At 57.9% G+C, this 23,792-nt stretch carries 24 protein-coding genes; 23 read left to right on the top strand and 1 reads right to left on the bottom strand.

What is annotated here, in order from left to right; genetic code table 11:
- Positions 1-159: 159 nt before the first annotated feature.
- Positions 160-432: a 30S ribosomal protein S20 gene (rpsT, locus tag HMPREF1631_RS00120; protein WP_034230908.1), complete on the bottom strand. Its 273-nt coding sequence runs from the start codon at positions 430-432 to the stop codon at positions 160-162.
- Positions 433-733: 301 nt separating this feature from the next.
- Between rpsT and lepA the strand changes: the two genes are divergently transcribed.
- The 23 genes from lepA to tyrS all read left to right on the top strand — a co-directional run bounded on the left by lepA (position 734) and on the right by tyrS (position 23,443).
- Positions 734-2,593 (top strand): translation elongation factor 4, encoded by a 1,860-nt coding sequence (gene lepA, locus HMPREF1631_RS00115; protein WP_034230936.1) that lies wholly within the window; start codon positions 734-736, stop codon positions 2,591-2,593.
- Complete coding sequence (gene trmB / locus HMPREF1631_RS00110) at positions 2,593-3,501, top strand: tRNA (guanosine(46)-N7)-methyltransferase TrmB (protein ID WP_084707229.1); 909 nt, start codon at positions 2,593-2,595, stop codon at positions 3,499-3,501. The genes lepA and trmB overlap by 1 nt, the downstream gene beginning before the upstream one ends.
- A complete protein-coding gene (gene hemW, locus HMPREF1631_RS00105; protein ID WP_034230906.1) occupies positions 3,494-4,702 on the top strand; it encodes a radical SAM family heme chaperone HemW in 1,209 nt (402 codons plus the stop codon). Before trmB ends, hemW begins: the two co-directional genes overlap by 8 nt.
- Positions 4,702-5,352 (top strand): hypothetical protein, encoded by a 651-nt coding sequence (locus HMPREF1631_RS00100; protein WP_034230904.1) that lies wholly within the window; start codon positions 4,702-4,704, stop codon positions 5,350-5,352. The genes hemW and HMPREF1631_RS00100 overlap by 1 nt, the downstream gene beginning before the upstream one ends.
- 149 nt (positions 5,353-5,501) lie before the next feature.
- The gene (gene hrcA, locus HMPREF1631_RS00095) at positions 5,502-6,527 is read left to right on the top strand and encodes a heat-inducible transcriptional repressor HrcA (protein WP_034230902.1); all 1,026 of its coding nucleotides are present in this window, start codon (positions 5,502-5,504) and stop codon (positions 6,525-6,527) included.
- A 23-nt stretch (positions 6,528-6,550) separates the two neighbouring features.
- Positions 6,551-7,678 (top strand): molecular chaperone DnaJ, encoded by a 1,128-nt coding sequence (gene dnaJ / locus HMPREF1631_RS00090; protein ID WP_034230899.1) that lies wholly within the window; start codon positions 6,551-6,553, stop codon positions 7,676-7,678.
- A gap of 37 nt (positions 7,679-7,715) precedes the next feature.
- A complete protein-coding gene (locus tag HMPREF1631_RS00085) occupies positions 7,716-8,507 on the top strand; it encodes a 16S rRNA (uracil(1498)-N(3))-methyltransferase (RefSeq protein WP_052046875.1) in 792 nt (263 codons plus the stop codon).
- 4 nt (positions 8,508-8,511) lie between these two features.
- On the top strand, positions 8,512-9,483 hold the full coding sequence (locus tag HMPREF1631_RS00080) for a PhoH family protein (RefSeq protein WP_369794702.1): 972 nt from the start codon (positions 8,512-8,514) through the stop codon (positions 9,481-9,483).
- Entirely contained in the window at positions 9,480-10,001 is a 522-nt protein-coding gene (gene ybeY, locus HMPREF1631_RS00075) for an rRNA maturation RNase YbeY (protein WP_034230896.1), read from the top strand. Before HMPREF1631_RS00080 ends, ybeY begins: the two co-directional genes overlap by 4 nt.
- 12 nt (positions 10,002-10,013) lie before the next feature.
- The gene (locus HMPREF1631_RS00070) at positions 10,014-11,291 is read left to right on the top strand and encodes a hemolysin family protein (protein ID WP_052046874.1); all 1,278 of its coding nucleotides are present in this window, start codon (positions 10,014-10,016) and stop codon (positions 11,289-11,291) included.
- On the top strand, positions 11,269-12,189 hold the full coding sequence (gene era / locus HMPREF1631_RS00065) for a GTPase Era (RefSeq protein WP_034230894.1): 921 nt from the start codon (positions 11,269-11,271) through the stop codon (positions 12,187-12,189). The genes HMPREF1631_RS00070 and era overlap by 23 nt, the downstream gene beginning before the upstream one ends.
- A 15-nt stretch (positions 12,190-12,204) precedes the next feature.
- Positions 12,205-12,948: a DNA repair protein RecO gene (gene recO / locus HMPREF1631_RS00060; RefSeq protein ID WP_034230891.1), complete on the top strand. Its 744-nt coding sequence runs from the start codon at positions 12,205-12,207 to the stop codon at positions 12,946-12,948.
- Entirely contained in the window at positions 12,945-13,733 is a 789-nt protein-coding gene (uppS, locus tag HMPREF1631_RS00055) for a polyprenyl diphosphate synthase (protein WP_034230889.1), read from the top strand. Before recO ends, uppS begins: the two co-directional genes overlap by 4 nt.
- 148 nt (positions 13,734-13,881) lie before the next feature.
- Positions 13,882-14,457 (top strand): hypothetical protein, encoded by a 576-nt coding sequence (locus HMPREF1631_RS00050; RefSeq protein WP_156956162.1) that lies wholly within the window; start codon positions 13,882-13,884, stop codon positions 14,455-14,457.
- Positions 14,450-15,250: an SseB family protein gene (locus HMPREF1631_RS00045; RefSeq protein ID WP_034230884.1), complete on the top strand. Its 801-nt coding sequence runs from the start codon at positions 14,450-14,452 to the stop codon at positions 15,248-15,250. Before HMPREF1631_RS00050 ends, HMPREF1631_RS00045 begins: the two co-directional genes overlap by 8 nt.
- 241 nt (positions 15,251-15,491) lie before the next feature.
- Positions 15,492-16,142 (top strand): translation initiation factor IF-3, encoded by a 651-nt coding sequence (gene infC, locus HMPREF1631_RS00040; protein ID WP_034230883.1) that lies wholly within the window; start codon positions 15,492-15,494, stop codon positions 16,140-16,142.
- Positions 16,143-16,217: 75 nt separating this feature from the next.
- A complete protein-coding gene (gene rpmI / locus HMPREF1631_RS00035) occupies positions 16,218-16,412 on the top strand; it encodes a 50S ribosomal protein L35 (protein WP_034230925.1) in 195 nt (64 codons plus the stop codon).
- Between the two features lie 27 nt (positions 16,413-16,439).
- Positions 16,440-16,823, top strand: coding sequence for a 50S ribosomal protein L20 (rplT, locus tag HMPREF1631_RS00030; RefSeq protein ID WP_034230880.1), 384 nt, complete (start codon positions 16,440-16,442; stop codon positions 16,821-16,823).
- Positions 16,824-16,919: 96 nt separating this feature from the next.
- Positions 16,920-17,786, top strand: coding sequence for an RNA methyltransferase (locus tag HMPREF1631_RS00025; RefSeq protein ID WP_034230877.1), 867 nt, complete (start codon positions 16,920-16,922; stop codon positions 17,784-17,786).
- Positions 17,787-17,874: 88 nt separating this feature from the next.
- Positions 17,875-18,957 (top strand): phenylalanine--tRNA ligase subunit alpha, encoded by a 1,083-nt coding sequence (gene pheS / locus HMPREF1631_RS00020; protein WP_034230875.1) that lies wholly within the window; start codon positions 17,875-17,877, stop codon positions 18,955-18,957.
- Entirely contained in the window at positions 18,957-21,554 is a 2,598-nt protein-coding gene (pheT, locus tag HMPREF1631_RS00015; protein ID WP_034230872.1) for a phenylalanine--tRNA ligase subunit beta, read from the top strand. Before pheS ends, pheT begins: the two co-directional genes overlap by 1 nt.
- A gap of 32 nt (positions 21,555-21,586) precedes the next feature.
- The gene (locus HMPREF1631_RS00010; protein WP_034230870.1) at positions 21,587-22,078 is read left to right on the top strand and encodes an arginine repressor; all 492 of its coding nucleotides are present in this window, start codon (positions 21,587-21,589) and stop codon (positions 22,076-22,078) included.
- Positions 22,079-22,183: 105 nt separating this feature from the next.
- Complete coding sequence (tyrS, locus tag HMPREF1631_RS00005; protein ID WP_034230867.1) at positions 22,184-23,443, top strand: tyrosine--tRNA ligase; 1,260 nt, start codon at positions 22,184-22,186, stop codon at positions 23,441-23,443.
- The last annotated feature ends 349 nt before the right edge of the window (positions 23,444-23,792 follow it).

Genomic DNA, 23,792 nt, shown 5'->3' with positions numbered 1-23,792 from the left:
AAGTTTATCTGACAAATCTTTGAAAAATATAATTTTTTGGAGTGTTTTAGGTCATAAAACACAGGGTGAAACGGCGGCAGAACGGGAAACAAAACTGTGGGCAGGAGAGACATTCTCCTGCCCACAGTAAAAATCCCGGCGTTACGCCGGTGAGCCGGCTTACGCTTCCCGGGCCAGCGCGGCAATCTGCCGGGCCAGCTTCGACTTGCGGTTTGCGGCCTGGTTGCGGTGAATCACACCCTTGGAAACGGCCTTGTCCAATTTACGCGCGGCCACGCGCAGTTCGGTTTCGGCTGTTTCGGCATCCTTGGCAGCAATCGCTTCGCGTGTTTTACGCACGAGAGTCTTTAATTCAGACTTCACAGCCTTGTTCCGCATACGGCGCTTCTCGTTCGTCTTAATCCGCTTCTTCTGGGACTTAATGTTTGCCAATTTTAACTCTTTCTGTGTTTCGCTTGCGCGAGACGGATACGGTCGGTGAGAGGTTGCCTCATCCGGACTGCCAGGCGTGGGGACACCCGTGGTTGTGGAATAAGGCGGGACCGGCACCCGACCGGTGCGCAGTCCAACGGAAATTTTACCGGTATTTTGTATCTTTGCCAAGAAAACGCCGCGGCGCACAGATGAAGGCAATGCGCACACCGCAATAGTATCGGCAATTTCTCAGTTTCCCAATGCGTCTTTTCCGCTCTGCGCTGATAGGCTTGAAGAAGACAATGAGAAGAGGAGCCACGTGCCGAAAACAAGCGCAGAAGAACTGAAACAGATCGCCCCCGCGTCCACGGATCCGCGGCATATCCGCAACTTTTGCATAATTGCCCATATCGACCACGGCAAATCCACGCTGGCGGACCGTATGCTGCAGCTCACCGGAGTGCTCAGCGAGCGCGATATGAGAGCGCAGTATCTGGACCGGATGGATATCGAACGCGAACGCGGAATCACGATCAAATCGCAGGCGGTGCGGATGCCCTGGACGTGCGGCGGCCAACCCTATGTGCTGAATATGATCGACACGCCCGGACACGTGGACTTCACCTACGAGGTTTCGCGCTCCCTGGCAGCCTGTGAAGGAGCGGTGCTGCTCGTGGACGCGGCGCAGGGGATTGAGGCGCAGACTCTGGCAAATCTTTATCTGGCACTGGAAAACGATCTGGCAATTATTCCCGTGCTGAACAAAATCGATCTTCCTTCGGCGGACCCGGACAAATACGCGCGGGAACTCGCGGCGCTGATCGGCTGTGAGGAAGAAAGCGTAATCCGCGTTTCCGGGAAAACGGGCGCGGGAGTGAATCTGCTGCTCGACGAAATCGTGGCGCAGGTGCCTGCCCCGGTGGGGGATGCGAATGCGAAAACGCGGGCGATGATTTTTGATTCCGTGTACGACACCTACCGCGGGGTGGTCACGTATGTGCGTGTGGTGGACGGAAAACTCCTTCCCAGGCAGCGCGTGCACATGATGTCCACAAAAGAAAGTCACGAGCTGCTGGAAATCGGCGTCATTTCCCCCGAGCCGGTTCCCTCCCGGGGACTTGGGGTAGGCGAAGTGGGGTATCTGATTACCGGAGTGAAAGACGTGCGGCAGTCGCGCGTGGGAGACACCGTTACCGATTTGCGCAATCCTGCCGAAACACCTCTTTCCGGATATAAAGACCCGCAGCCGATGGTGTTTTCGGGGCTGTATCCGATCGACGGCTCCGATTATCCGGCTCTGCGCGACGCACTGGACAAACTGAAGCTGAACGACGCCGCGTTAAGCTACGAGCCGGAAACTTCCGTTGCGCTGGGTTTCGGCTTCCGCTGCGGATTTCTGGGACTGCTGCATCTGGAAATCGTTACCGAGCGTCTGGCACGGGAATTTGATCTGGATCTCATTGCCACATCGCCGTCGGTGAACTATGAGGTGGTCACGGAAAGCGGAGAACACGTGAAAGTGGCCAATCCCTCGGAATTCCCGGAAGGAAAAGTAAAAGAGATCTATGAGCCGCTGGTGGATGCCACCATTTTAACGCCAAAGGATTACGTGGGCACGGTGATGGAACTGTGCATGCAGCGCCGCGGAACGATGAAAAACATGGACTATCTGTCTACCGACCGTGTGGAACTGCGCTATTCGCTGCCGTTGGCGGAGATTGTGACCGATTTCTTCGATCAGCTCAAATCGCGGACCAAAGGCTACGCCTCTCTCGACTACAAGGAAGAGGGCCGGCAGGCGGCGGATTTGGTGAAAGTCAATATCCTGCTGAATCACGAAACGGTGGACGCGTTTTCGGCGATCGTGCACAAAGACAGCGCATATTCCTACGGTGTGGAGATGACGGCAAAACTGAAAGCCCTGATTCCGCGGCAGAATTTTGAAATTCCCGTGCAGGCGGCGGTGGGTACGCGCATTATTGCCCGGGAAACCATTAAGGCACTGCGCAAAGACGTGCTTGCCAAATGCTACGGCGGAGACGTTTCGCGCAAACGCAAGCTGCTGGAAAAACAGAAAGAGGGCAAGAAGCGGATGAAGGCCATCGGCAGGGTGGAGGTTCCCCAGGAGGCATTTGTGGCCGCGCTCAGTTCCGAGCTGCCGGAAGGAAAAAAGAAATAATGCCGGAATACGGACGGATCACTTCGTTTTCCCTGCGCGGCAGACGCCTGGGGGCGAGACACGCGCAGACAATGGAAGAATTCGGCGGTTTTTACGTGCCGCAGTTTCCCCGGGGTGAGGGAACCGCAACGGTGGATCCCGGTTTTCGCCCTGATTTTACAAAAATATTCGGACGCAGTGCGCCGATAGTTGCGGAAATCGGTCCCGGGTCCGGCGAGCAGCTGATACACGCGGCTCAGCTTTTCCCCGAACGGGATTTTCTGGCTTTCGAGGCCTGGGATCCGGGTGTGGCGCGCTGTGTGCGGGCGGCGGTCCGCGCGGGAGTGAAAAACGTGCGCATTGTGCCCCTGGATGCCGCGCAGGCACTGCCCGTGCTGTTTGCGGAATCCGGCGGTGCGTGCGCACAGGGCGAAAACACTGCCGGTCTTTGTGAAGTGTGGACGTTTTTCCCCGATCCGTGGCGGAAAAAGCGCCACCGTAAACGCAGAATCGTTTCTCCGCGTTTCGCCCACACGGTTGCCCGGGTGCTTCCTGCCGGCGGTGTTTGGCGTCTGGCTACCGACTGGGACAATTATGCCTGGCAAATGCGTGACGTGATCGCCCAGTCTCCATGGTTTTCCAATCCGTATGCCGGCCGAAACGGCGATCCGGCCGATGAGGGTCTGTACCGGGGAGGCTTTGCCCCGCGTTTTGCGCACCGGACGCTGACGCGGTTTGAATCCCGGGGCAGGGAAGCGGGACGGACCGTTCACGATCTCACGGCGGTGCGCAACACGCTGCCCGCGGATGCGGCACCGGTTCCCGAAGATCCATGGAGCGCAGCGGAAAAACAGGGCGTGTGCGTGCCCGCAAACCGCGGCGGAGAACGTCCGCCCAGCTCGCGCAGGGGATTGCGGGAGCATGGGTGAACTGTCTGCCGGAATACTGCCGCCCGGCGGCACCCGGCTCCCCGATCCGGACGTTTCCGCGGGGTTCAGTGCCTATGTGCATATTCCCTTCTGCAGGGCACGCTGCGGATACTGTGATTTTAATACCTACACGAATCCCAATTTCGGCCCCGGTGCGTCTTTGGAAGATTATTCGCAGAGCCTGAATCTGGAGATCGAACTTTCCGCGCGGGTTCTTTCCGCCGCCTGCGCGCCCGGAAAACTGCGGTCGGTATTTTTTGGCGGGGGAACGCCCACTCTGCTTGCGGCGGACTGCCTGGCGGAGGTTTTGCACAGGCTGGAAACGGTGTTCGGATTTGCTCCCGGTGCGGAAATTACCACGGAGGCGAACCCGGAGAGCGTCACGCGCGAAAAGCTGGAAAAACTGGCGGAAAACGGATTTACCAGAATATCTTTCGGAATGCAGTCCGCCGTAGAAGACGTACTGAGCGTTTTGGAGCGGCGGCACACTCCGGGGCAGGTTGCGCTGGCTGCGCAGTGGGCGCGTGAATTGGGGCTGGAATATTCGGTGGATCTGATTTACGGTGCCCCCGGGGAAACGGAAAAACAGTGGGAAGAATCGGTGCGCGCCGCGCTGGAACTGTCTCCCGGGCATATCTCCTGCTATGCGCTGACGATTGAGCGCGGCACAAAAATGGGGGCGCGTCTGGCGCGCGGGCAGATCAGTGCCCCCGAAGACGGAGAACTGGCGGATAAATATCTTCTGGCGGACGAACTCCTTTCCCGGGCGGGATACGGCTGGTATGAAATCTCGAACTGGGCGCTACCGGGCAGGGAATGCCGGCATAATCTGTGCTATTGGCAGAACCGCAATTGGTGGGGATACGGCCCCGGGGCACATTCGCATATCAACGGGACCCGTTTTTGGAATGTAAAACATCCTCTGGCATATGCCCGGCGGCTGCGGGAAGGCAGAACCGTCTGTGCGGGGAGCGAAACGCTGAACCGGCGCGAACGCCTGGAGGAACAGATCATGCTGGGGATCAGGCTTGCCCGGGGAATTCCCGTCCCGTCCCATGTGCCCGCACAGGTTATCGGGCAGCTGTGTGCAGATGGTTTAATTGAGCGCCGGCCGTTATCGTTGAATAAAAGAATTGTCTTAACGGAAACAGGGCGGCTGCTTGCCGACTCCGTGATCCGCCGGCTGTGGGAGGGGATCTGATGGAGCTGCGTGATCTGATCGTGGGAGGAATCGCCGGACTTCTCGTTCTGGTGCTTTTTTTCGAGATTCTGCGCGGAATGCTGACGAAGAACGCGAAAGGTGCATGGGACGCGCACACGGGCACCGTCGGAAAACTGCGCGCAAGGGGCTTCGTCTACCGCAGGGAACAGCCGGATCTGAACCGGTATCTTTTCGGAAAAGGCGTTTTTGTGGGCTGCCTGTTTCCCGGAAAAAATCTTTCGGCGCGCGAATGCGTCCGGAAAAAAGATATCCCCGAATGGAGATCGGCACTGACAGACGTCGGCGAAACGGCATATCTGATTTTCACGCTGGCCATACCCCAGGCAGGGGACGGAAGCGAAGCGGAGCTTCCGGAAATGCTGTTCGTTCCCGTATCGGATACCGAAGGCAAATGGAAACCGGCGGCAGGCGCGCTGTCTGTTGGGGAAAAGCTGCTCGGCGGCCGATTCGGGCAGTGGCTGGGCACTTTGCGCGGGGTAAGCGGTGTGCACACGGTCGGCGAACACCTGACGCTTATCATTCCCGGGCAGGTGTTTGGCAAAGATTACGACGCTCTGCTGCTGCGTGCGGAAGAAGCCGCCGTGGCGGCGCTGCCCGCGATTCCCAAAGAACTGCGAAACGGGCAGTAGGCGGTTTATTTCACGCTCAGAGCAAAAAGCGTGCCGAAACGTGGTCCCGAAGTGGATTCGGTGCCGAAAGAGCGTAGAATTGGCACTCGAAGGCGCAGAGTGCAAATCCGCATTCCGCACGCGGACCCGGCCGGAGGAAAGGAGAGACAGTGTCTCATACGCAGGATCGCAGGCTGGCGGTGCTGTGCGCAATTGTGGAAGATTATGTTTCCACGCGCGAGCCGGTGGGATCAAAAGCGGTGACGGAGCGGCACCATCTCGGCGTTTCGCCGGCCACTGTGCGCAACGATATGGCGATACTGGAAGAAGCGGGACTGCTCGTGCAGCCGCACACTTCGGCGGGCAGAATTCCCACGGATGCGGGATACCGTGCCTTTGTCGATTCTTTGGACGAAATCAAACCGCTCTCTGCGCCCGAACGTGCCGCATTTCAAAAGACGCTGATGGAAGCCGTGGATCTGGACGATGTGATTGCCCGTGCCGCGCGTCTCCTTTCCCACCTGACGAATCAGGTTGCTGTACTGCAGTATCCTTCGCTGAGGCAGAGCAATCTGCGGCATATTGAGCTCGTTGCGCTTCGTCCGCGGCTGTTTATGCTTGTGCTGATCACAAATACGGGCCGCGTCGAACAGCGCACGGTAAAGTCTGCCGATGAGATCGGCGAAGATGACCTGCATTTAATATCCGCGGCACTGAATAGCTGCCTGACGGGTGTTCCGATCAGCCGGCTGCGCGCCCGCCGGGATCTTGTGGCGGAGAAACTGGAATTTAGACTGCGCGCGGCGGCGGGAGAGTTTACCGATACCATCGTCGAGGTGCTGGAGGCGGAAAGCGAGGAACGGGTGGTCGTTTCCGGTACGGGCAATCTGAGCCGCTACGATGTTGACTTTTCCGCTTCGATTTCCCCGGTTTTGGATGCGCTGGAGGAACAGATTGTGCTGCTGAAGCTGATGGCATTCAGGGAAAAGGGGGTCAGCGTGCGGATCGGGAGCGAAAATTCGAGCACGGAGCTGAGTGAGACCTCCCTCGTTACTGCCGGATACAGCAACGGCGCAGACGGGGAAGTGGCACGCGTGGGCGTGATCGGCCCGACACGGATGAACTATCCGGCGGCGATGTCCGGCGTACTGGCGATTTCCCAGTACCTCACGGAGATTTTACAGTCACACAGGTAAGAAAACAGATAGGGAAAATATAATTGGCTGATTATTACGAAGTATTGGGAGTCTCGCGGGAGGCAACCGAAAGCGAAATAAAAAAGGCGTACCGCAAACTGGCACGTACCCTGCATCCGGATGTGGCCGGACCGGAAGGCGAAGAGCGTTTCAAAATGGTTTCGGAAGCATATGAAGTGCTGTCGAATACGGAGAAACGCAGAATGTACGATCTGGGGGGCACCGATGCGCTGCGCGGCGGGCAGGCGGGCGGATTCGGTGCGGGATTCTCCGGTTTTGAAGATATTTTCTCCAATCTGTTCGGCGCGGGCGCATCTGCGCGCGGACCGGTGAGCCGGGCACGCAGAGGCGGAGACGCCCTGGTGCAGGCGGATCTGTCTTTGTCGGATGTGGTTTTCGGAACGGAAAAGGAAATTTCCGTTGATCTGAATCTGGAATGCGGCGTCTGCCACGGGTCGATGACCGCGCCCGGCACGGAACCGGTGACGTGCAGCGACTGCGGCGGCAGCGGATCCGTGCAGCGCGTGACGAATTCCCTGTTCGGGCAAATGGTTTCTTCCTCGGCGTGTTCTTCATGCCACGGATACGGAACACGGATTGTGACGCCCTGTGCCGAATGTTCCGGTGAGGGACGGGTGCGTTCCGTGCAGAAGATGAAGATACAGATTCCCGGCGGCGTCGAAGAGGGAATGCGTCTGCGTCTGCCCGGGAAGGGCGATGCGGGAATTGCCGGCGGCGCCAGGGGCGATCTGTTTGTGCAGATTCACGTGCTTCCCGATGCCGTGTTTGCCCGTGAGGGAGATGATCTGCTGGCCGTGATGGAAGTGCCGATGACGGTTGCCGTTTTGGGAACGGAGAGCGAAATCCGCACTCTTGACGGAATGAAAAAGATAAAAATTGCCCCGGGCACGCAGTCCGGGACAGTGCAGGTTCTGCGCGGTCTGGGAGTGCGGAAAATGAACCGCAGCGCGCGCGGTGACTTAAGAATTCAGATCAATGTGCTCACTCCGACCGGACTGGATTCGGCGCAGAAGAAACTGGTGCGGGAATTGGCGCACAAACGCGGCGAATTGGATGCGCAGACGGATCTGACGGAGCACAGTGAATCCGTGTTTGCAAAACTGCGCGATAAATTTTCCGCCCGGAGATGACTGCCTGCGCCGCAGGCTTTTCCTGTGAGGGGGACAGATGACGCTTCCCGTATACGTTGATTTTACACTGCGCGAACCGCCCGGGCCGGGGGAAATGCTTACTCTGCGGGGTGCGGAGGCAAGACATGCCGTTACCGTGCGCAGAACGCGCCCCGGGGAACTGCTGCACGTGGTGAACGGGCGAGGGCTGCGGGTCTGCATTGAGGTAAGCGAGGCGGGCAGGGATGTTCTGCGCGGGAAAACGGTGTCGTCCGTGAGGGAACCGGCCGGTTCGCCGCGCATTTCTCTGGTGCAGGCACTGGCAAAAAACGGACGGGACATACAGGCCGTCGAGACCGGCACCGAGTTCGGCGCGCACGAATTTATTCCCTGGCAGGCAGCACGTTCCGTTGTGCAGTGGAAAGACGCACAGAAAGCGCGGAAAGCAGAGAAAAAGTGGGAAGATACGGCCCTGGCGGCGGCGAAACAGGCGCGCCGCTCATGGGTGCCGCGGGTCGCGGAAAAGACCGATTCCCGGGCTCTGGGGGACTTGATCCGCAGCCGCATTGAGGCGGGGCAGCTCGTATATTTATGCCATGAAGAGGCAAAGGTTTCCCTCGTTTCCCACCTGGGGAAAATACGCGAAACCGGAGCCTGCCCTTCCGCCGTTACTTTTGCCGTCGGCCCCGAAGGGGGAATAACGCGGGAGGAAGAAGAAGATTTATGCGCGGCGGGGGCAACGGCCGTGCTGCTCGGCGGGCATATTCTGCGCTCGGCAACCGCCGGGGCGTGGGCAATTGCCGTGTTTTCGGCGCTGTTTCCGCCGCGGTGCACAGATAGGATAGAATGAAACAGTGAATCGCGCCAATACCGTACAGCATACAATTTTCGTGCCGCCGACCGTGCCGATGATTAACTTACTCGGATATCAGGACTGTGTGCTGCGTGCGCTGGAAGAAGATCTCGAACCGGTAAGAATACACGTTCACGGGCAGGAGATTAGGCTTTCCGCCTCCACGGAAAGCGAAATCGATTTTGCCCGGAGCCTGCTCACGGAACTGCTGGGTGCGGTAAAAGCGGGCGGCCATCTTACTCCCGAGACGGCGCAGAGAGCGGCCGCGATCGCGAAATCCGGTCTGGCGCGTCCCGCCGATCTGCTCATGGCCGATATCCTGACAAACCGGGGAAACACGATCCGTCCCAAAACTTTGGGGCAAAAAGCGTATGCGGATGCAATCGACGAATACGCGATAGTGTTTGGAATCGGCCCGGCCGGCACGGGAAAAACGTATCTGGCGATGGCAAAAGCCGTGGCGGCACTGCAAAATAAAGAGGTCTCGCGGATTATTCTGACCCGTCCCGCGGTAGAGGCGGGAGAATCCCTCGGATTTCTCCCTGGCACGCTGAGCGACAAAATCGATCCGTATCTGCGTCCCCTCTACGACGCTTTGCACGACATGCTTGATCCGGAAGCGATTCCCAGGCTGATGGCAGCCGGAACAATTGAGGTGGCACCTTTGGCATATATGCGCGGACGGACGCTGAATGATGCGTTCATTATTCTTGACGAAGCGCAAAATTCCACTCCGGAGCAGATGAAAATGTTTCTCACGCGTTTGGGATTTCATTCCAGGATGGTGATTACCGGCGATCTGACGCAGATCGATCTGCCGTGCAAAAAGAAATCCGGTCTGCAGACGGTACGCACAATTCTTTCAGACGTAGACGGAGTGCATTTCAGCGAACTGAATTCCGCCGATGTGGTGCGCCACCGTCTTGTCGCGGATATTATCGACGCATATGCCCGTTGGAATGGGGAACAATGATTGAAGTTAACGACGAATCGGGATTCGTTCCCGCTGTGGATTTGGCAGAGGTATCCGAGCTGGCTTCCCGGGTGCTGGCGGAAATGCGCGTTCATCCGCAGGCCGATCTGAATATCCTGTTTGCGGACGAGGATACGATGGAGGAGCTGCATATAAAATGGCTGGGTCTGCCCGGTCCGACGGATGTGATGTCGTTTCCGATGGATGAGCTGCGCCCGTCTCCCCCGGGAACGGACCCGCAGCCGGGAATGCTCGGGGATATTGTGATCTGCCCGTCCGTGGCGGCGGCTCAGGCGGAAAAATCCGGCCATGCGACAATGGAAGAAGTGCTCCTGCTTGCCACGCACGGTATTTTGCATCTGCTCGGATACGACCATGCCGAGGAAGGGGAGCGGAAAGAAATGTTTGACCTGCAGCGCCGGCTGCTGCTTACGTTTCTTGCGCGCAAACCGTGCGATCCGAACCGGCCGCAGCGCGATTTGCGCACCATCGACGATATTGCGCCGACTATCGACTAGGAAAACGGTAAAATGCAGCAGATAAACGATATCCCGCCGGGGATTCTTCTGGGCGTTTCGGTGCTGGCTCTGTGTGTGGCAGTGATGCTGCGCCTGGCCTCGGCGGCCCTGAGCCATGTGACCCGTTCTTCGGCACGCGATGCGCGCGCGGCCGGCGAAATAGGCACAGGAGTGCTCTATCTGGTGGAAAACCGGGATTTGGCGAAAACCGGTGCGCAGGCGGCAAGGCTGCCCGCCGTTTCGGTGCTCAGTGCCGCGGTGCTTCTCCTGTGTGCCGATGTCGTTTCCGACGGACGTTTTCTCTTTCCCATTACCCCGCTGACCGTGGCGTTATGCGTCCTTTTTACGAATGTGCTGATCCCGTCTTCCGTTGCCGCACGTAAACCGCTGCGACTGCTGAAGGCAACGGCATGGATTGTTTTTCCGGCGACAAAGCTGACGGCGCTGTTTATACAGGTGCGCGAGTCGGACGACGAGGAACACGACGAACCTGATGACGAAGCCTACGAGCTGATGGTTGAGCGGGTCAGGGAATCCGATATCCTGGAAGACAACGAACGCGATATGATCAATTCGGTGATCGAACTGGGCAGAACGATTGTGCGCACGGTAATGGTTCCGCGCACGGATATGATTACGATCGGCAAAACGCACACGCTGGAGCAGGCGCTGCGTCTGTTTTCGCGCTCCGGTTTTTCCCGTGTGCCGGTGATCGGGGATTCGGCGGACGAACTGTTGGGGATACTGTATCTGAAAGATATTATCCGTTTCACCTATCAGCACGGCGGATCCGTATCCGCGCAGGTCACGGAGATTATGCGCCCGCCCAATTTTGTGCCCGAAACAATGTCGGTCGATGATCTTCTGCATAAAATGCAGGCAACGGCGGTTCATATTTCTCTTGTGGCGGATGAATACGGAGGAATTGCCGGTCTGGTCACCATTGAGGATCTGCTTGAGGAACTCGTCGGGGAAATGACCGACGAACACGACCGGGCAACACCGGAAGTGGAGAAAATAGGGGAAGACGAATACCGCGTCCCTTCCCGTCTGCCGCTGACGGATTTGGGGGAACTGTTTGATCTGACGATTGAGGACGACGACGTCGACACCGTCGGCGGACTGCTGGCAAAAGTACTGGGGCGCGTGCCGATTGTCGGCTCGCATGCCGATGTGTGCGGACTGTCTTTAACCGCAGAGAAATTTGAGGGCCGGCGCAAACGGATCGTAACTATTGTCGCCAAACGGGAAAAGGAGGGAGAATCGGATGAAGAACACGGAAAATCCTGATTACCGGGCGGGATTTGTGGCTGTGGTGGGCCGTCCGAATGCCGGGAAATCCACACTTACAAATGCGCTCGTGGGAAAGAAAATTGCGATTACGGCGAATCAGCCGGAAACAACCCGAAAAGCGATCCGCGCAATCGTCTCCCGTCCCGCGGGACAGCTGATTTTAACCGACACTCCGGGTCTGCATAAGCCGCGCACGCTCCTGGGGCAGAGACTGAATGATTTGGTGCGTGAGTCCCTAAGCGATTTGGACGCGGTGGTGCTGTGTCTGCCCGCGGACGAGAAAATAGGCCCGGGAGACAGGTTTTTGCTGAACCTGGTGCGGCAGACGAAAGCCCCGATTGTTGCGGCCGTTACCAAAACGGATAAAACAGGGCGGGAAAAATTGGCGGCAAAACTTGCCGAATTGGGCGAATTGGCCGATTTTGCGCAGATAGTTCCCGTGAGCGCCGTACGCGGCGAGCAGATTGGTCTGCTCACTGATCTGCTGCTGGAAATGATGCCTCTTTCCGTGCCGCTGTATCCGACGGATACGCTGACGGACGAAACAGAGGGGGAATTGGTCGCCGAGTATATCCGGGAAGCCGCACTGGAGGGGGTGCGCGAGGAACTGCCGCATTCGATAGCCGTAGTGGTGGAAGAAATTGCGCAGCGTCCCGTAAAAGAAGGGGAGAAGAACAGACCGCTGACCGATGTGCACGCAAGCATATATGTGGAACGCGAATCGCAGAAAGGAATCGTGATCGGCCGCGGGGGATCACGGCTGAAAGATGTGGGGCGCAGGGCCAGAATCCCGATCGAGGAGCTTTTGGAAAGCAGGGTTTATCTTGATCTGCGGGTTAAAGTGGCAAAAGACTGGCAGCGCGATCCGAAGCTGCTTGGCCGTCTCGGGTTTTAGAAGAGCCGGTTACCCGTGAAAAAAACATATCGGGATCAGGCAATAGTGCTGCGTACGCAGGATCTGGGCGAAGCAGACAGAATTATTACCCTGTTCAGTGCAAATCACGGAAAAATCCGTGCGGTGGCAAAAGGCGTACGGAAAACAAAATCGCGCCACGGATCGCGCCTGGAACCGTTTTCCCAGGTTGATCTGCAGCTTTATGCCGGCCGTTCGCTGGATGTGATCACGCAGAGCGAATCGGTAAATGCCTACCACCGTGCGATTATCCGCAATTACGATCTGTATACGGCTGCCTGTGCGGTGCTGGAGCTGACCGACCGGATCGCCGAGCAGCCCGGAATGCCGGATTTCGCGCAGTATCTGCTGCTGCACGGAGCCATTCATGCCTTTGCCACGGCGGCCCACCGCCCGGAGCTGATTCTTTATTCGTATATGCTGCGGACAATGAATTATGCGGGGTGGCGGCTGGCGGTCGGGGAATGTGCCGTGTGCGGGGAAGAAGGTCCGCACGCGGCATTTCAGGTGCAGTTGGGGGGAAGCGTGTGCGACAGCTGCCGTCCGCCCGGGTGTGTGTTTCCCTCTGCCGAAATTCTGGGGCTGATTGCCGCTTTGCGCGACGGAGTATGGAAGATTGCCGATGCCGCGCCCGAGCCGGCGGTGAAAAGTGCCGGAAGCCTGATTATGGCATATGTGCAGTGGCACGTGGAGCAGAAAGTTACCTCTTTGCAGTTTGTCAATAGTAAACTGATTTCATGAGCAAAGCACCCGTTGCGCCCCCGGCGCACGTCTCCGGGCAGACCGTGCCCGATTTTTCCCATAGCTCCCTTCCGCGTCATGTGGCAATTGTGATGGACGGAAACGGCCGGTGGGCAAATGCCCGCGGTCTGAAACGGACCGAGGGTCACAGGGCGGGCGAGGCCGCGCTGATGGACGTGATCGCAGGCGCGGTGGAGGCAGGCGTGGAAGTACTGTCCGTATATGCGTTTTCCACCGAGAACTGGAAACGTTCCCCCGCGGAAGTGAAATTTCTGATGACCTATTCACGTGATGTGATCGCCCGCAGACGCGACGAGCTGGATTCGTGGGGCGTGCGGATTGTGTGGTCCGGGCGTCCGATCCGGATTTGGAAATCGGTGAACCGCGAGTTTGAAAAAGCCGTTGAACAGACGAAACACAATACCGGCACGGTGCTGAATTTTTGTTTCAATTACGGGGGTCAGGCGGAAATTGCCGATGCCGCGGGAAAAATAGCCCGCCTGGCGGCTGCCGGAAAGCTGAATCCGGAAACGGTTACGGCCGAAACGGTGGCGCGTTATCTGTACCATCCGCAGCTGCCGCCCGTGGATCTGTTTATCCGCAGCGGAGGGGAGAGGCGTATTTCCAATTTTCTCCTGTGGCAGGCAAGCTATGCCGAGCTGCTGTTTTTGGATTTGCCGTGGCCTGAGGCGGACCGTCTCACCCTGTGGGACTGTCTGCTGTGGTTTGGGGGGCGGGAGCGCCGCTTCGGCACGGCGGTCGACCGTGTTTCCCCCGCATATTAGAACGCGTCCGCCGCTTCCCGGTGCTGCGGATCTGCGTGTTTTTGCCGGCTTCGGCAGCCGATTTTGGCCGGGTAGGGAAAACAAATAGAATTTTGGTAGCTGTTTTGCGGATACGGAAAAAGAAAAATCGGGTACGGAAGTGGGGAAAATGGACACACAAAAAAGGTTTCTGGTGCTTACTCCGTTTGAACGTCCCGAAGTGCTGTGGGCGATGCTGAATCTGCGGGGAATCACGGCGGATGTCGTCTCTACGCGCTCGGGCAGCGCCGTTGTCGGATCCGAGAAGGCGAAAGTCTATGACGACTGGGACATTTCCGAACTGCTCGGTGCGGAGGAACCGGCCGCGCCGGATGCCGCAGGGGACCCCGGCGCGCCGCAGCAGGATCAGTCCTTTGCGGAAGCTCCCAGCGGCAGCCGGATTGCGGCATACGTCTCCAAGTTTTCCCCGGTCGGCGTTGTTCTGCTGACTGCGCAGCTCGGAGAGGATGTCGGCAACGAAGCAGGAGTCTCGGGAATGGTTCACGGATGCCGCTATCTGAATGGGAAAATCGGGGAGGAAGTTTCTGCCGGCATGGTGCTTAATTTCCTTGATCCATTGATCGAGGCACTTCTTCTGGGGCACGCGGATGCGTCGCAGATGGGTGAAAAAGCGCGGAAAGAGGGGGAAAAAGTGCTGGAGCGGATGAAAGCGGAGAAGGACGGAGAAGGGGAGTCGGATGCCTGATTTGCGAAAGCTTCTTCGGCCCAATCCGTTTGCCGCAGACAACGGCCTGGAAGAAGAGGCGGTGAAGCGTGCCTGCGCACTGCCCGCGGCAGATCCCGCGCGGCGGATGAAATCCGTGCTGGAAGCATTAAACCGTGTGTTTGTTGCGGTTTTTCCCCATGCGCATCCGAAAGACGTTTCCCCGCAGGCGGAAAGCATTTCGGAAACGGCGTCCGCACCGCAGGCAGACAGGGCGGATCGCGGCTGTGCCGTTGTTTCCGCTGCCGGAACCGAAGCCGTGGCTGTGTTCACTTCGGCACGAAAATTGGCGGAAGCCTACCCTAAGGCACGTCCGCAGCCGATTCTGATTTCGGATGCGGCAAAATTGGCACTGCGCACCGCATCCGGAAGGATTGTGCTCAATCCCGCGCGGGAGGGGCGCGGCGGTGCGCCGGGCGCGGACAGTGCGCAGACGTTTTGCTTTTCGCGGTCCGTATGCGTCTCGCTTGCCGGTAAAAAGCCGTGGCGGGCTCCGTGGGAGAATGAGGAGATCCGGCAAAAACTTCTCCGGGCGGCGCACGCGCCGTCTGCCGGCGACACACTTTGCGCCAATCCGCAGTCACTTACGCTGCAATGCACGGAACAGGGCAGATGCAGGATCGACATTCTCTTTCCGTGCGGAACGCGCCCGGAGGCGGCGCGTGCGGCGGTTTCGGGCGTAATCCGCGCGGTAAACGGCGATGAACTGCTGAAATCCGCATTGGATTGGTCACTGATCGTGCCGCGTGTGTCTTCCGCTACGGAAAACGTCTGATCCCGCGGAAAACGGGGTGCCCAATATCACGGCCCGAATCGCCAGCGTTCCCTGCGGCAGCTGGTATTTTCTGCCTTTCGCCGGTAGTATTTCATCTTGACCGACCGGCAGATTGCCGGAACGCAAGCGGAGAAATCCCACCTGGGTTCTACTCGTTTTGGAACCGGGTAATTGGCGGAGACGCGGTTAGTGCCGCGAAACTGCCGGGCTCCGTGCGCGTCGCACGAAAAGAGGAGCAGTTATCAACGAGCTAAGAGTCAACGATCGGATTAATGTGCCCGAAGTACGCCTTGTCGGCCCCGGAGGGGAGCAGGTGGGCGTGGTCGCAATTGCCAGTGCACTGCGTCTTGCGGAGGAAGCAAATCTTGATCTTGTGGAAGTCGCCCCAAACGCAAAGCCGCCCGTCGCAAAGCTGATGGATTACGGCAAGTATAAGTATGAGGCGGCCCAGAAAGCACGTGACGCACGCCGAAATCAGGTCAGCACCCAGCTGAAAGAGATTCGTATCGGGCTGAAGATTGATCAGCACGATTACGAAACCAAGCTCAGGAGAATCTATAAATTTCTTGATGCCGGAGACAAAGTTAAAATTCAGCTTCGTTTCCGCGGGCGGGAGCAGGCACGTCCTGAAGAAGGTCTGCGGCTGATGGAACGGATTGCCGAAGATGCCGCGGAAAACGGCACAGTGGAGTCCGCTCCGCGCGTAGACGGGCGGGCTATGGTAATGGTAATTGCTCCGATCAGGCGAAAATCGGAAGCGAAATCGGATCAGCGCCGGCGCCGTGAGGCGCAGCGTGAAAACAGGCGTGCGCAGGAAGCACGCCGCGCGCAGAAGAATATCGAACGGATAGCTGAAAAAGAAGCCGCAAAAACCGAGAAAGAAAAAGCCTGATTTTCGGGCAGACACGAACACACCTTCCTTTTTGGAAGCAGGATATGCTGCAAAGCAGCTAGAGGGAGCATGAAAATGCCTAAAATGAAAACACATTCGGGTGCCAAGAAGCGTTTCCGCGCCACGGGCAGCGGAAAGCTGATGCGCGAACAGGCAGGGAAGCGTCACCTTCTTGAGCATAAATCGTCTCGCCGTACCCGCCGGCTTTCTGCCGATCAGCCGGTTGCCGGCGCGGATGTAAAGCAGATGAAACGTCTGCTCGGCAGGTAAGTACGGAAAGCAAGGAGATAGAGAAAAATGGCACGTGTTAAGAATGCTTTAAACGCCAAGAAGAAGCGTCGTACCGTACTCGAGCGCGCATCCGGATACCGCGGTCAGCGTTCCCGTCTTTACCGTAAGGCAAAAGAGCAGGTAACCCATTCATTCGTATACAATTACCGCGACCGTAAGGTGCGTAAAAACGAATTCCGCAAGCTCTGGATTGTCCGGATTAATGCCGGTGCCCGGGCAAACGGTATGACCTACAACCGTTTCATGCAGGGACTGAAGCTTGCCGGCGTTGAAATCGACCGGCGGATGCTTGCCGAACTGGCCGTAAACGATCCGGCTGCGTTTGCAGCAGTGGCACAGACGTCCCGTGCGGCGTTGCCTGCGGACGTAAACGCCCCCGCAGGAAAATAATTTCCGTTTCCGAATGGGCCGCCTCGGCGGCCCATTCTTTATTTACCGGCGCCTATCCCCGTGCCGCGCGGCCTTTTGGGAGACAGGAGAGCAAATATGCCCAGGAAACTTCTTGAGACAAGAAATGCACAGTTTAAAAAAGCGGCATCGCTGTATAAACGGGCCAACCGCTTTCGGTTTGCCCGGTGCGTGGTGGAAGGCCCGCAGGCGGTGCGGGAGCTGCTGCTGTTTTCTTCCGCGGCGGTGCGGGATGTGTATGTAACGGAAAGGGCTCTGCTGGCCCACCGTGATGTGGCGGAACTGATTGACAGGTACGACCCGTTTACACATATTCTTCCTCCTGCCCTGTTTGCCCGACTGTCGCAGGATGCGCAGGAAATTCTGGCTGTTGCCGACGTCCCGGACGAAGTTTCGCCGAAACGGATGTTTTCTTCCTCCCGGCTGGTTGTATTTGCGCTGCGGATGTCGGATCCCGGGAATCTGGGAACGCTGATCCGCACGGCCGATGCGTGCGGCGCAGACGGCGTCATAACCGGAGAAAATTCGGCCGAGGCAACCAATCCGAAAGTGATTCGCTCCTCCACCGGATCGGTATTCCATCTGCCCGTGACCGAACACGAAGATGCGGCGCAGACCGTGCGCTGCGCAAAAGAAGCGGGATTTCAGATTCTTGCCGCCGATCACGGGGGTTCTTTGGATCTCGGTGATCTGCTGCGCGATGCGCTGTGCGGCGCCGCCGGGCGGGCGGATTCGTTTTCCGCCGCGCCGCCGGTGGATTTGGTCAGACCCACGCTGTGGATGTTCGGCAATGAGGCACACGGTTTTACCGCCGACGAACTGAGTTTGGCCGATGCAATAGTGTCGGTTCCGATGTGGGGGAACGCCGAATCTCTGAATGTGGCCACTGCTGCCGCGGTGTGTCTTTATTCTTCGGCGATGGCGCAAAATACGGCGAAACCGTGATTTACCGGCTTACTATCCGAAACGCCGGTGGAACACCGCATAAAATTCCGAGTAGACTGGATTTTGCAAGCAAAATGGAAAGGCAATTATGGTACTGAGTCCGTTGGACGGGCAGGGAATCGCCGCTGCCGTAGCGCAGGCGTGCGAGGAGTTTTCCGCTGCCCGGACTTTAGAAAAATTAAAAGAGGCACGTTTGCGCCATATGGGCGACAATGCCCTTCTGACGAAGGCAAATGCGCTGATCGGTACGCTGGATAAAGCAGACAAACCCGTTGCGGGAAAACTGATGGGCAGTGCGCGCAAACAGGTACGCCGGTTTTTGGAGGAAGCCACGGCGCGGGTGGAAGACTTGGTACAGGCCCAAATGCTTGCCCGCGAGCAGGTGGATGTGACGGTTCCCACGCGCCGCGGACCGCGGGGTGCCAGGCACCCCCTGACGGTGCTCATGGAAGACATCTCCGATTTCTTCATCGGTATGGGCTGGGAAATTGTGGAAGGGCCGGAAATTGAGCATGAGTGGTTTAACTTCGATGCGCTGAATTTCGGACCCGATCATCCGGCACGTCAGATGCAGGACACGTTTTATGTTGCGGGCAGCGGGCATATCGGCGGGGAAAAACAGGATTTCGAATCCGCAGACGGGCTGGTGATGCGGACGCATACCTCACCGGTCCAGTCCAGGGCGATGCTTGAACGCGGCGTACCGCTCTATATTGCCTGCCCGGGGAAGGTGGCGCGCACCGATGCCCTTGATTCCACGCATACCCCGATTTTCCACCAGGTGGAAGGTCTGGCGGTGGATAAGGGGCTGAGCATGGCACATCTGAAAGGCACGCTGGACCATTTTGCGCGGGCCATGTTCGGTCCGGAAGCGAAGACGCGGCTGCGCCCGTCGTTTTTCCCCTTTACCGAGCCGTCGGCGGAAATGGATCTGTGGTTTCCGCAGAAGAAGGGCGGACCCGGATGGATCGAGTGGGGCGGCTGCGGCGTCGTCAATCCCGAGGTGCTGCGGAATGCGGGTATTGACCCGGACGTCTATTCGGGATACGCATTCGGAATGGGAATTGAGCGTACGCTGATGCTGCGTCACGGTATTGCCGATATGCGGGATATGGTTGAGGGCGATGTGCGCTTCTCGCTTCAATTTGGCACGAACGGAAGGGGAAACTGATGCCGCTTATTCCAATTGACTGGCTGGCCTCCCATGTAGACGTACTTCCCGGTACGGATCCCGCACAGCTTGCCGCTGCGTTGGTAAAAGTGGGTTTGGAGGAAGAGGAAATTCACCCGGGTCAGATCACCGGTCCGCTCGTGGTCGGAAAAGTTCTCACCCGTGAGGCAAAGAAGCAGTCCAACGGAAAGACAATCAATTATTGCCGGGTGGATGTGGGGCAGCACAACGACGCCCCCGGAACGGGCAAAGAGCCTGCGGACTTCCCTTCGCGCGGAATTATCTGCGGCGCGCATAATTTTGATGTGGACGACTACGTTGTGGTTTCGCTCCCGGGCGCGGTACTTCCCGGAGGCTTTGAGATTTCCGCCCGCAAGACTTACGGCCATCTTTCCGACGGTATGATCTGCTCCGCCCGTGAGCTGGAGTTGGGCGACGATCACAGCGGTATTATCGTATTGGCCCACGGAGACGCGCAGGCGCGGGAAAAAGGACTGCCGGCTGTGGGCGAAAGCGTTTTGGATTATCTGGGTGTGCCCGGTGAGGTTTTGGAGATAAACATTACCCCCGACCGCGGATACTGTTTCGCGATGCGCGGAGTGGCACGTGAATACGCCCATTCCACGGGGCGGAAATTCACCGACCCGGCTCTCTGCGGCAAAGCCGCCGAATCCGTGCCGGAATCCAATAATGCCGGTTTCCCGGTAACGGTGCGGGACTCGGCGCCGATTCACGGCAATGTGGGATGCGACAGATTTGTTACGCGGATTGTGCGCGGTGTGGATCCTGCCGCCGAATCCCCGAAGTGGCTGCGGAAGAGACTGCTGGCGGCGGGGATGCGTCCCATTTCCCTTGCGGTTGATGCCACGAATTATGTGATGCTTGATTTGGGGCAGCCTTTGCATGCCTACGATTTGGCAAAGCTGAATGCCCCGTTTGTGGTGCGGCGTGCCACGGTGGGAGAGCATCTGACCACTCTCGACGGCACAGACCGGAATTTGGATGGGCAGGATCTGCTGATCAGCGACTCACCGGAGGGCGTACAGGGCGCGCGGCCGATTGCCCTGGCGGGGGTAATGGGCGGCGGAGATACGGAAATCGATGCGCAGACCACGGATATTTTGGTGGAAGCGGCGCATTTTGATCCCGTATCGGTGGCGCGGACCTCGCGCCGGCACCGTATTCCATCCGAGGCCGCAAAGCGTTTTGAGCGCGGAGTGGATTGGCAGCTGGCACCTGTTGCGGCGCAGGCGGTTGTGGATCTGCTGGTCGAATACGGCGGCGGTACGGCTGCCGGGGAAAATTTTGAAATAAATACGGCACATCCTTTCCCCTCCTTTGAATTCAAAACTTCGGAAACGCAGCGGCTGACCGGTCTTGCGGTGTCTGCGGAGAAACAGAAAGACCGGCTGGAGGAGATAGGCTGCACGGTAAAAACGGCGGATACCGGTGCCCGGGAAGTATTTACGGTTACGCCTCCCTCATGGCGTCCGGATTTGGTTGGCCCGGCCCATTTGGTTGAGGAAATAGCTCGTTTGGAGGGGTACGACAGAATTCCTTCGGTTGTGCCCAATGCCCCCGCCGGACGCGGTCTGTCCGCTGTGCAGCGCAGACGCAGGGATATTGCGCGCACAATGGCAGATTCCGGCTGGGTGCAGGTGCTGAGCTATCCGTTTGTCGGCGCCGGCGTGTTCGACAGGCAGGAAATCGGTGAGGGGGATTCGCGCCGTACGGCGCTTAAACTGAAGAATCCTCTGCAGGAAGAGGCTCCTTATCTGCGCACTTCACTGCTGGACACTCTGCTGGAAACGGCGCGCATGAATGTGGCGCGCGGCAATGCCCATGTCGCGATTTTTGAAATCAGTACGGTAACCTCCCCGGAGGGAATAGTCAGCGTATCCGCGCCCGGCGTGGGGAAGCGTCCGAATCCGGAGGAATTGGACGCTTTGCGGCGGGCCGTTCCCCGCCAGCCGATTCACCTGGCTGCCGTGGCGGCTCCGCGGGTTGCCGACGGAGGGCTGGATTTCGCGCCTTTGGACTGGGATTGGCGTGACGCCGTGCAGGCGGCAAAAGACGCGGCTGCGGTAATCGGCGTAAATGTTACCGTGTGCAATGCGCAAAGGGCGCCGTTCCATCCCGGAAGGTGTGCGCAGATCATGGCCGGGGATACCGTCCTGGGATATGCCGGGGAGCTTGCGCCGAAAGTCTGCGATGCATTTGAACTGCCCAAACGTTCAATTGCCTGCGAACTCGATTTGGATCTGCTGGACAGGGTACGCGGAGAAGACCCGATTCAGGTTGATTCCGTTACGACTTTCCCCGTAACGAAGGAAGATATTGCCCTGGTTGTAGACGAGGACGTATGCGTGGCAGACGTGGCCGGCGTGATCTCCTCTGTGGCGGGCGAACTTTTGGAGTCTGTGTGTCTTTTTGACGTGTATCGGGGGGATCAGATTCCCGAAGGGAAGAAATCTCTGGCTTTCGCGCTTCGTCTGCGGGGGCGTGACCACACGCTGACGCAGGAGGAAGCGGCAAATGTGCGCAAACGGATTGTGAAACGCAGCCATAAGGTCTGTGGGGCACAGTTACGCGGTTAACGGAGCGGTAAATATCGAACGGGAGGGTCACAATGGCGGATATTCCGTCTACTCGCAGTGCCCGCCATGCGCGGATACTGGAATTGATTGAGCAGAAACAGATTGCTTCACAGGGAGAATTGCGGGAGCTGCTTGCCGGGAACGGAATTGAAGTAACTCAGGCGACTCTTTCGCGCGATTTGGAAGAGCTGCACGCTTTTAAGGAGTATGCCGCAAACGGGAAGCGGATTTACCGTATTCCGGATGTGGCCGAACTTTCGGAGTCCGCATTTGGGGCGCGTGCGCATTTGGAGCGCTGGGCCAAGGAAGTGGTGACGAGCGTAAAATGCGTGCTGAACCAGGTAATTATCCGTACGCCTCCGGGTGCGGCGCAGCTGTTGGCCTCGGCTATTGACCGTGCGGTGCTTGACGACGTTTTGGGGTGCATTGCCGGCGACGATACCGTGCTTGCCGTTACCGGTTCGGAGAAGAGGGCAAAAACACTGGCGAAAGAGCTGATCGAAATTTCGCATCGGAAGAAGTAAACCGTCTGCGGGAGGAAAACCGCGGAATGTCAAAACCCCTAAAATCGGCTACAGTAATTAGTGCAATACGCTGTGGCGGCAAACGGGAGAGGAAGGTTTGGAAACGTGTCGGAACTGTTGGATGAACTGCGTTGGCGGGGGCTGATTGCCCAGCATACGGATATTGCGGAGCTGGAAAAGGCGTTGGAGAGCGGACCGCTGACTTTCTACTGCGGTTTCGATCCGACGGCGCCTTCTTTGCACCACGGGCATTTGGTTGCCGTGAAGGTAATGCGTCATCTGCAGATGGCCGGGCATCATCCGCTCGTGCTTGTGGGCGGGGCAACCGGACTTGTGGGCGATCCGCGGGCCAAGGGCGAGCGGGTGCTGAACGAACGCGAAACGGTTGCCGGCTGGGCGGAATCTCTGCGCAAACAGCTGGAATCGCTGCTTGATTTCACGGGAGACAATCCCGCGCGTACGGTGAACAATCTGGACTGGACGAAAGAGCTTTCGGCGATTGATCTTTTGCGTGATCTGGGTAAGTATTTCCGGATGGGCACAATGCTTTCGAAAGATATCGTGGCCCGGCGGCTGAATTCGGAAGAGGGGATTTCCTACACCGAGTTTTCGTATCAGATTCTGCAGGCGAACGATTTTCTGCAGCTGTTCCGCAGATATGGGTGCACTTTGGAAGTAGGCGGAAACGATCAGTGGGGAAATCTGGTCGGGGGGATGGATCTGATCCGCAAAGTCGAAGGCAAATCCGTGCATGTGATGACCAATCCGCTGATCACCAAGGCGGACGGAACAAAGTTCGGCAAAAGTGAGGGCGGCGCAATCTGGCTCAATCCGGATTTGCTCAGTCCCTACAGGTTCTACCAGTTCTGGCTGAACACTGCCGACGAAGACGTTGTGAAAATGCTGAAGGTCTTCACTTTCCTTTCCCGTGAAGAGATCGAATCTTTGGAAGCCGAAGTGCGCGAGTCTGCGCATCTGCGCCACGCGCAGCGTGTTTTGGCACGTGAAGTCACTGCGTGGGTGCACGGCGCAGAAGCGACGCAGAGAGTGGTCGAAGCTTCGCAGGTGCTGTTTGGAAAAACCGATCCGAAAACGGTTCGGGGCGATATTCTGGACGATGTCGTGGCGGAACTGCCTGCCGCGCAGGCTTCGCTGGGGACGCCCGTGGTGGATATTCTTGTATCTTTGGGGTTGGAAAAAGGAAAAGGCAGTGCGCGCAGAACAATTGCCTCCGGTGGCGTGTATCTGAACAACGGGAAGGTGACAGATGCGGAACGCGTGCTGGAGCCGGGGGATGTGCTGGCAAACAACACGGTACTTCTGCGCAGGGGGCGGAAGAATCTGAACGTCGTCAGACTGGGATAAGGCCCCGGTGCAGACCGGAGCGGACCCGGCCGGGATATTTTAAATAAGAGTGACCCGATTGCAAATTATCTGAGCGTGATTTGCAATCGGGTCGGTTTTTGGCTTTGTTTCGGTGTTTTTCGTGATGTGACGAGGCGCACTGCAGGTGAGTTTGACTCTGTGCGCGAATCCTCGTAAAGTATTTTTCTGTTGCGACGGAGTAGCGAAATCCAATGAGTGTTTTCTTGGCTTTTGCGCGCTTCGGTTCAGGATTTATCTTGACGTTTCGCTCGGTACTTATGTATAATAAGTATCCGCCTCTCCGGTGGCCTGTTTTTTGTGGGTTGTTGGGTGTGGGTGTGTTGTTTGG

Source organism: Arcanobacterium sp. S3PF19, from assembly GCF_000758825.1.
Classification (GTDB): domain Bacteria; phylum Actinomycetota; class Actinomycetes; order Actinomycetales; family Actinomycetaceae; genus Arcanobacterium_A.
Note: the sequence above shows the minus strand (reverse complement) of the source record. Positions and strands in the feature narration are given on the sequence as shown.

Bases quoted from the DNA above. Each gene is read 5' to 3' on its own strand.
- trmB (WP_084707229.1), top strand. From the start codon at position 2,593: ATGCCGGAATACGGACGGATCACTTCGTTTTCCCTGCGCGGCAGACGC.
- hemW (WP_034230906.1), top strand. From the start codon at position 3,494: ATGGGTGAACTGTCTGCCGGAATACTGCCGCCCGGCGGCACCCGGCTC.
- HMPREF1631_RS00100 (WP_034230904.1), top strand. From the start codon at position 4,702: ATGGAGCTGCGTGATCTGATCGTGGGAGGAATCGCCGGACTTCTCGTT.
- HMPREF1631_RS00085 (WP_052046875.1), top strand. From the start codon at position 7,716: ATGACGCTTCCCGTATACGTTGATTTTACACTGCGCGAACCGCCCGGG.
- ybeY (WP_034230896.1), top strand. From the start codon at position 9,480: ATGATTGAAGTTAACGACGAATCGGGATTCGTTCCCGCTGTGGATTTG.
- HMPREF1631_RS00070 (WP_052046874.1), top strand. From the start codon at position 10,014: ATGCAGCAGATAAACGATATCCCGCCGGGGATTCTTCTGGGCGTTTCG.
- era (WP_034230894.1), top strand. From the start codon at position 11,269: ATGAAGAACACGGAAAATCCTGATTACCGGGCGGGATTTGTGGCTGTG.
- uppS (WP_034230889.1), top strand. From the start codon at position 12,945: ATGAGCAAAGCACCCGTTGCGCCCCCGGCGCACGTCTCCGGGCAGACC.
- HMPREF1631_RS00050 (WP_156956162.1), top strand. From the start codon at position 13,882: ATGGACACACAAAAAAGGTTTCTGGTGCTTACTCCGTTTGAACGTCCC.
- HMPREF1631_RS00045 (WP_034230884.1), top strand. From the start codon at position 14,450: ATGCCTGATTTGCGAAAGCTTCTTCGGCCCAATCCGTTTGCCGCAGAC.
- rpmI (WP_034230925.1), top strand. From the start codon at position 16,218: ATGCCTAAAATGAAAACACATTCGGGTGCCAAGAAGCGTTTCCGCGCC.
- rplT (WP_034230880.1), top strand. From the start codon at position 16,440: ATGGCACGTGTTAAGAATGCTTTAAACGCCAAGAAGAAGCGTCGTACC.
- HMPREF1631_RS00025 (WP_034230877.1), top strand. From the start codon at position 16,920: ATGCCCAGGAAACTTCTTGAGACAAGAAATGCACAGTTTAAAAAAGCG.
- pheS (WP_034230875.1), top strand. From the start codon at position 17,875: ATGGTACTGAGTCCGTTGGACGGGCAGGGAATCGCCGCTGCCGTAGCG.
- pheT (WP_034230872.1), top strand. From the start codon at position 18,957: ATGCCGCTTATTCCAATTGACTGGCTGGCCTCCCATGTAGACGTACTT.
- HMPREF1631_RS00010 (WP_034230870.1), top strand. From the start codon at position 21,587: ATGGCGGATATTCCGTCTACTCGCAGTGCCCGCCATGCGCGGATACTG.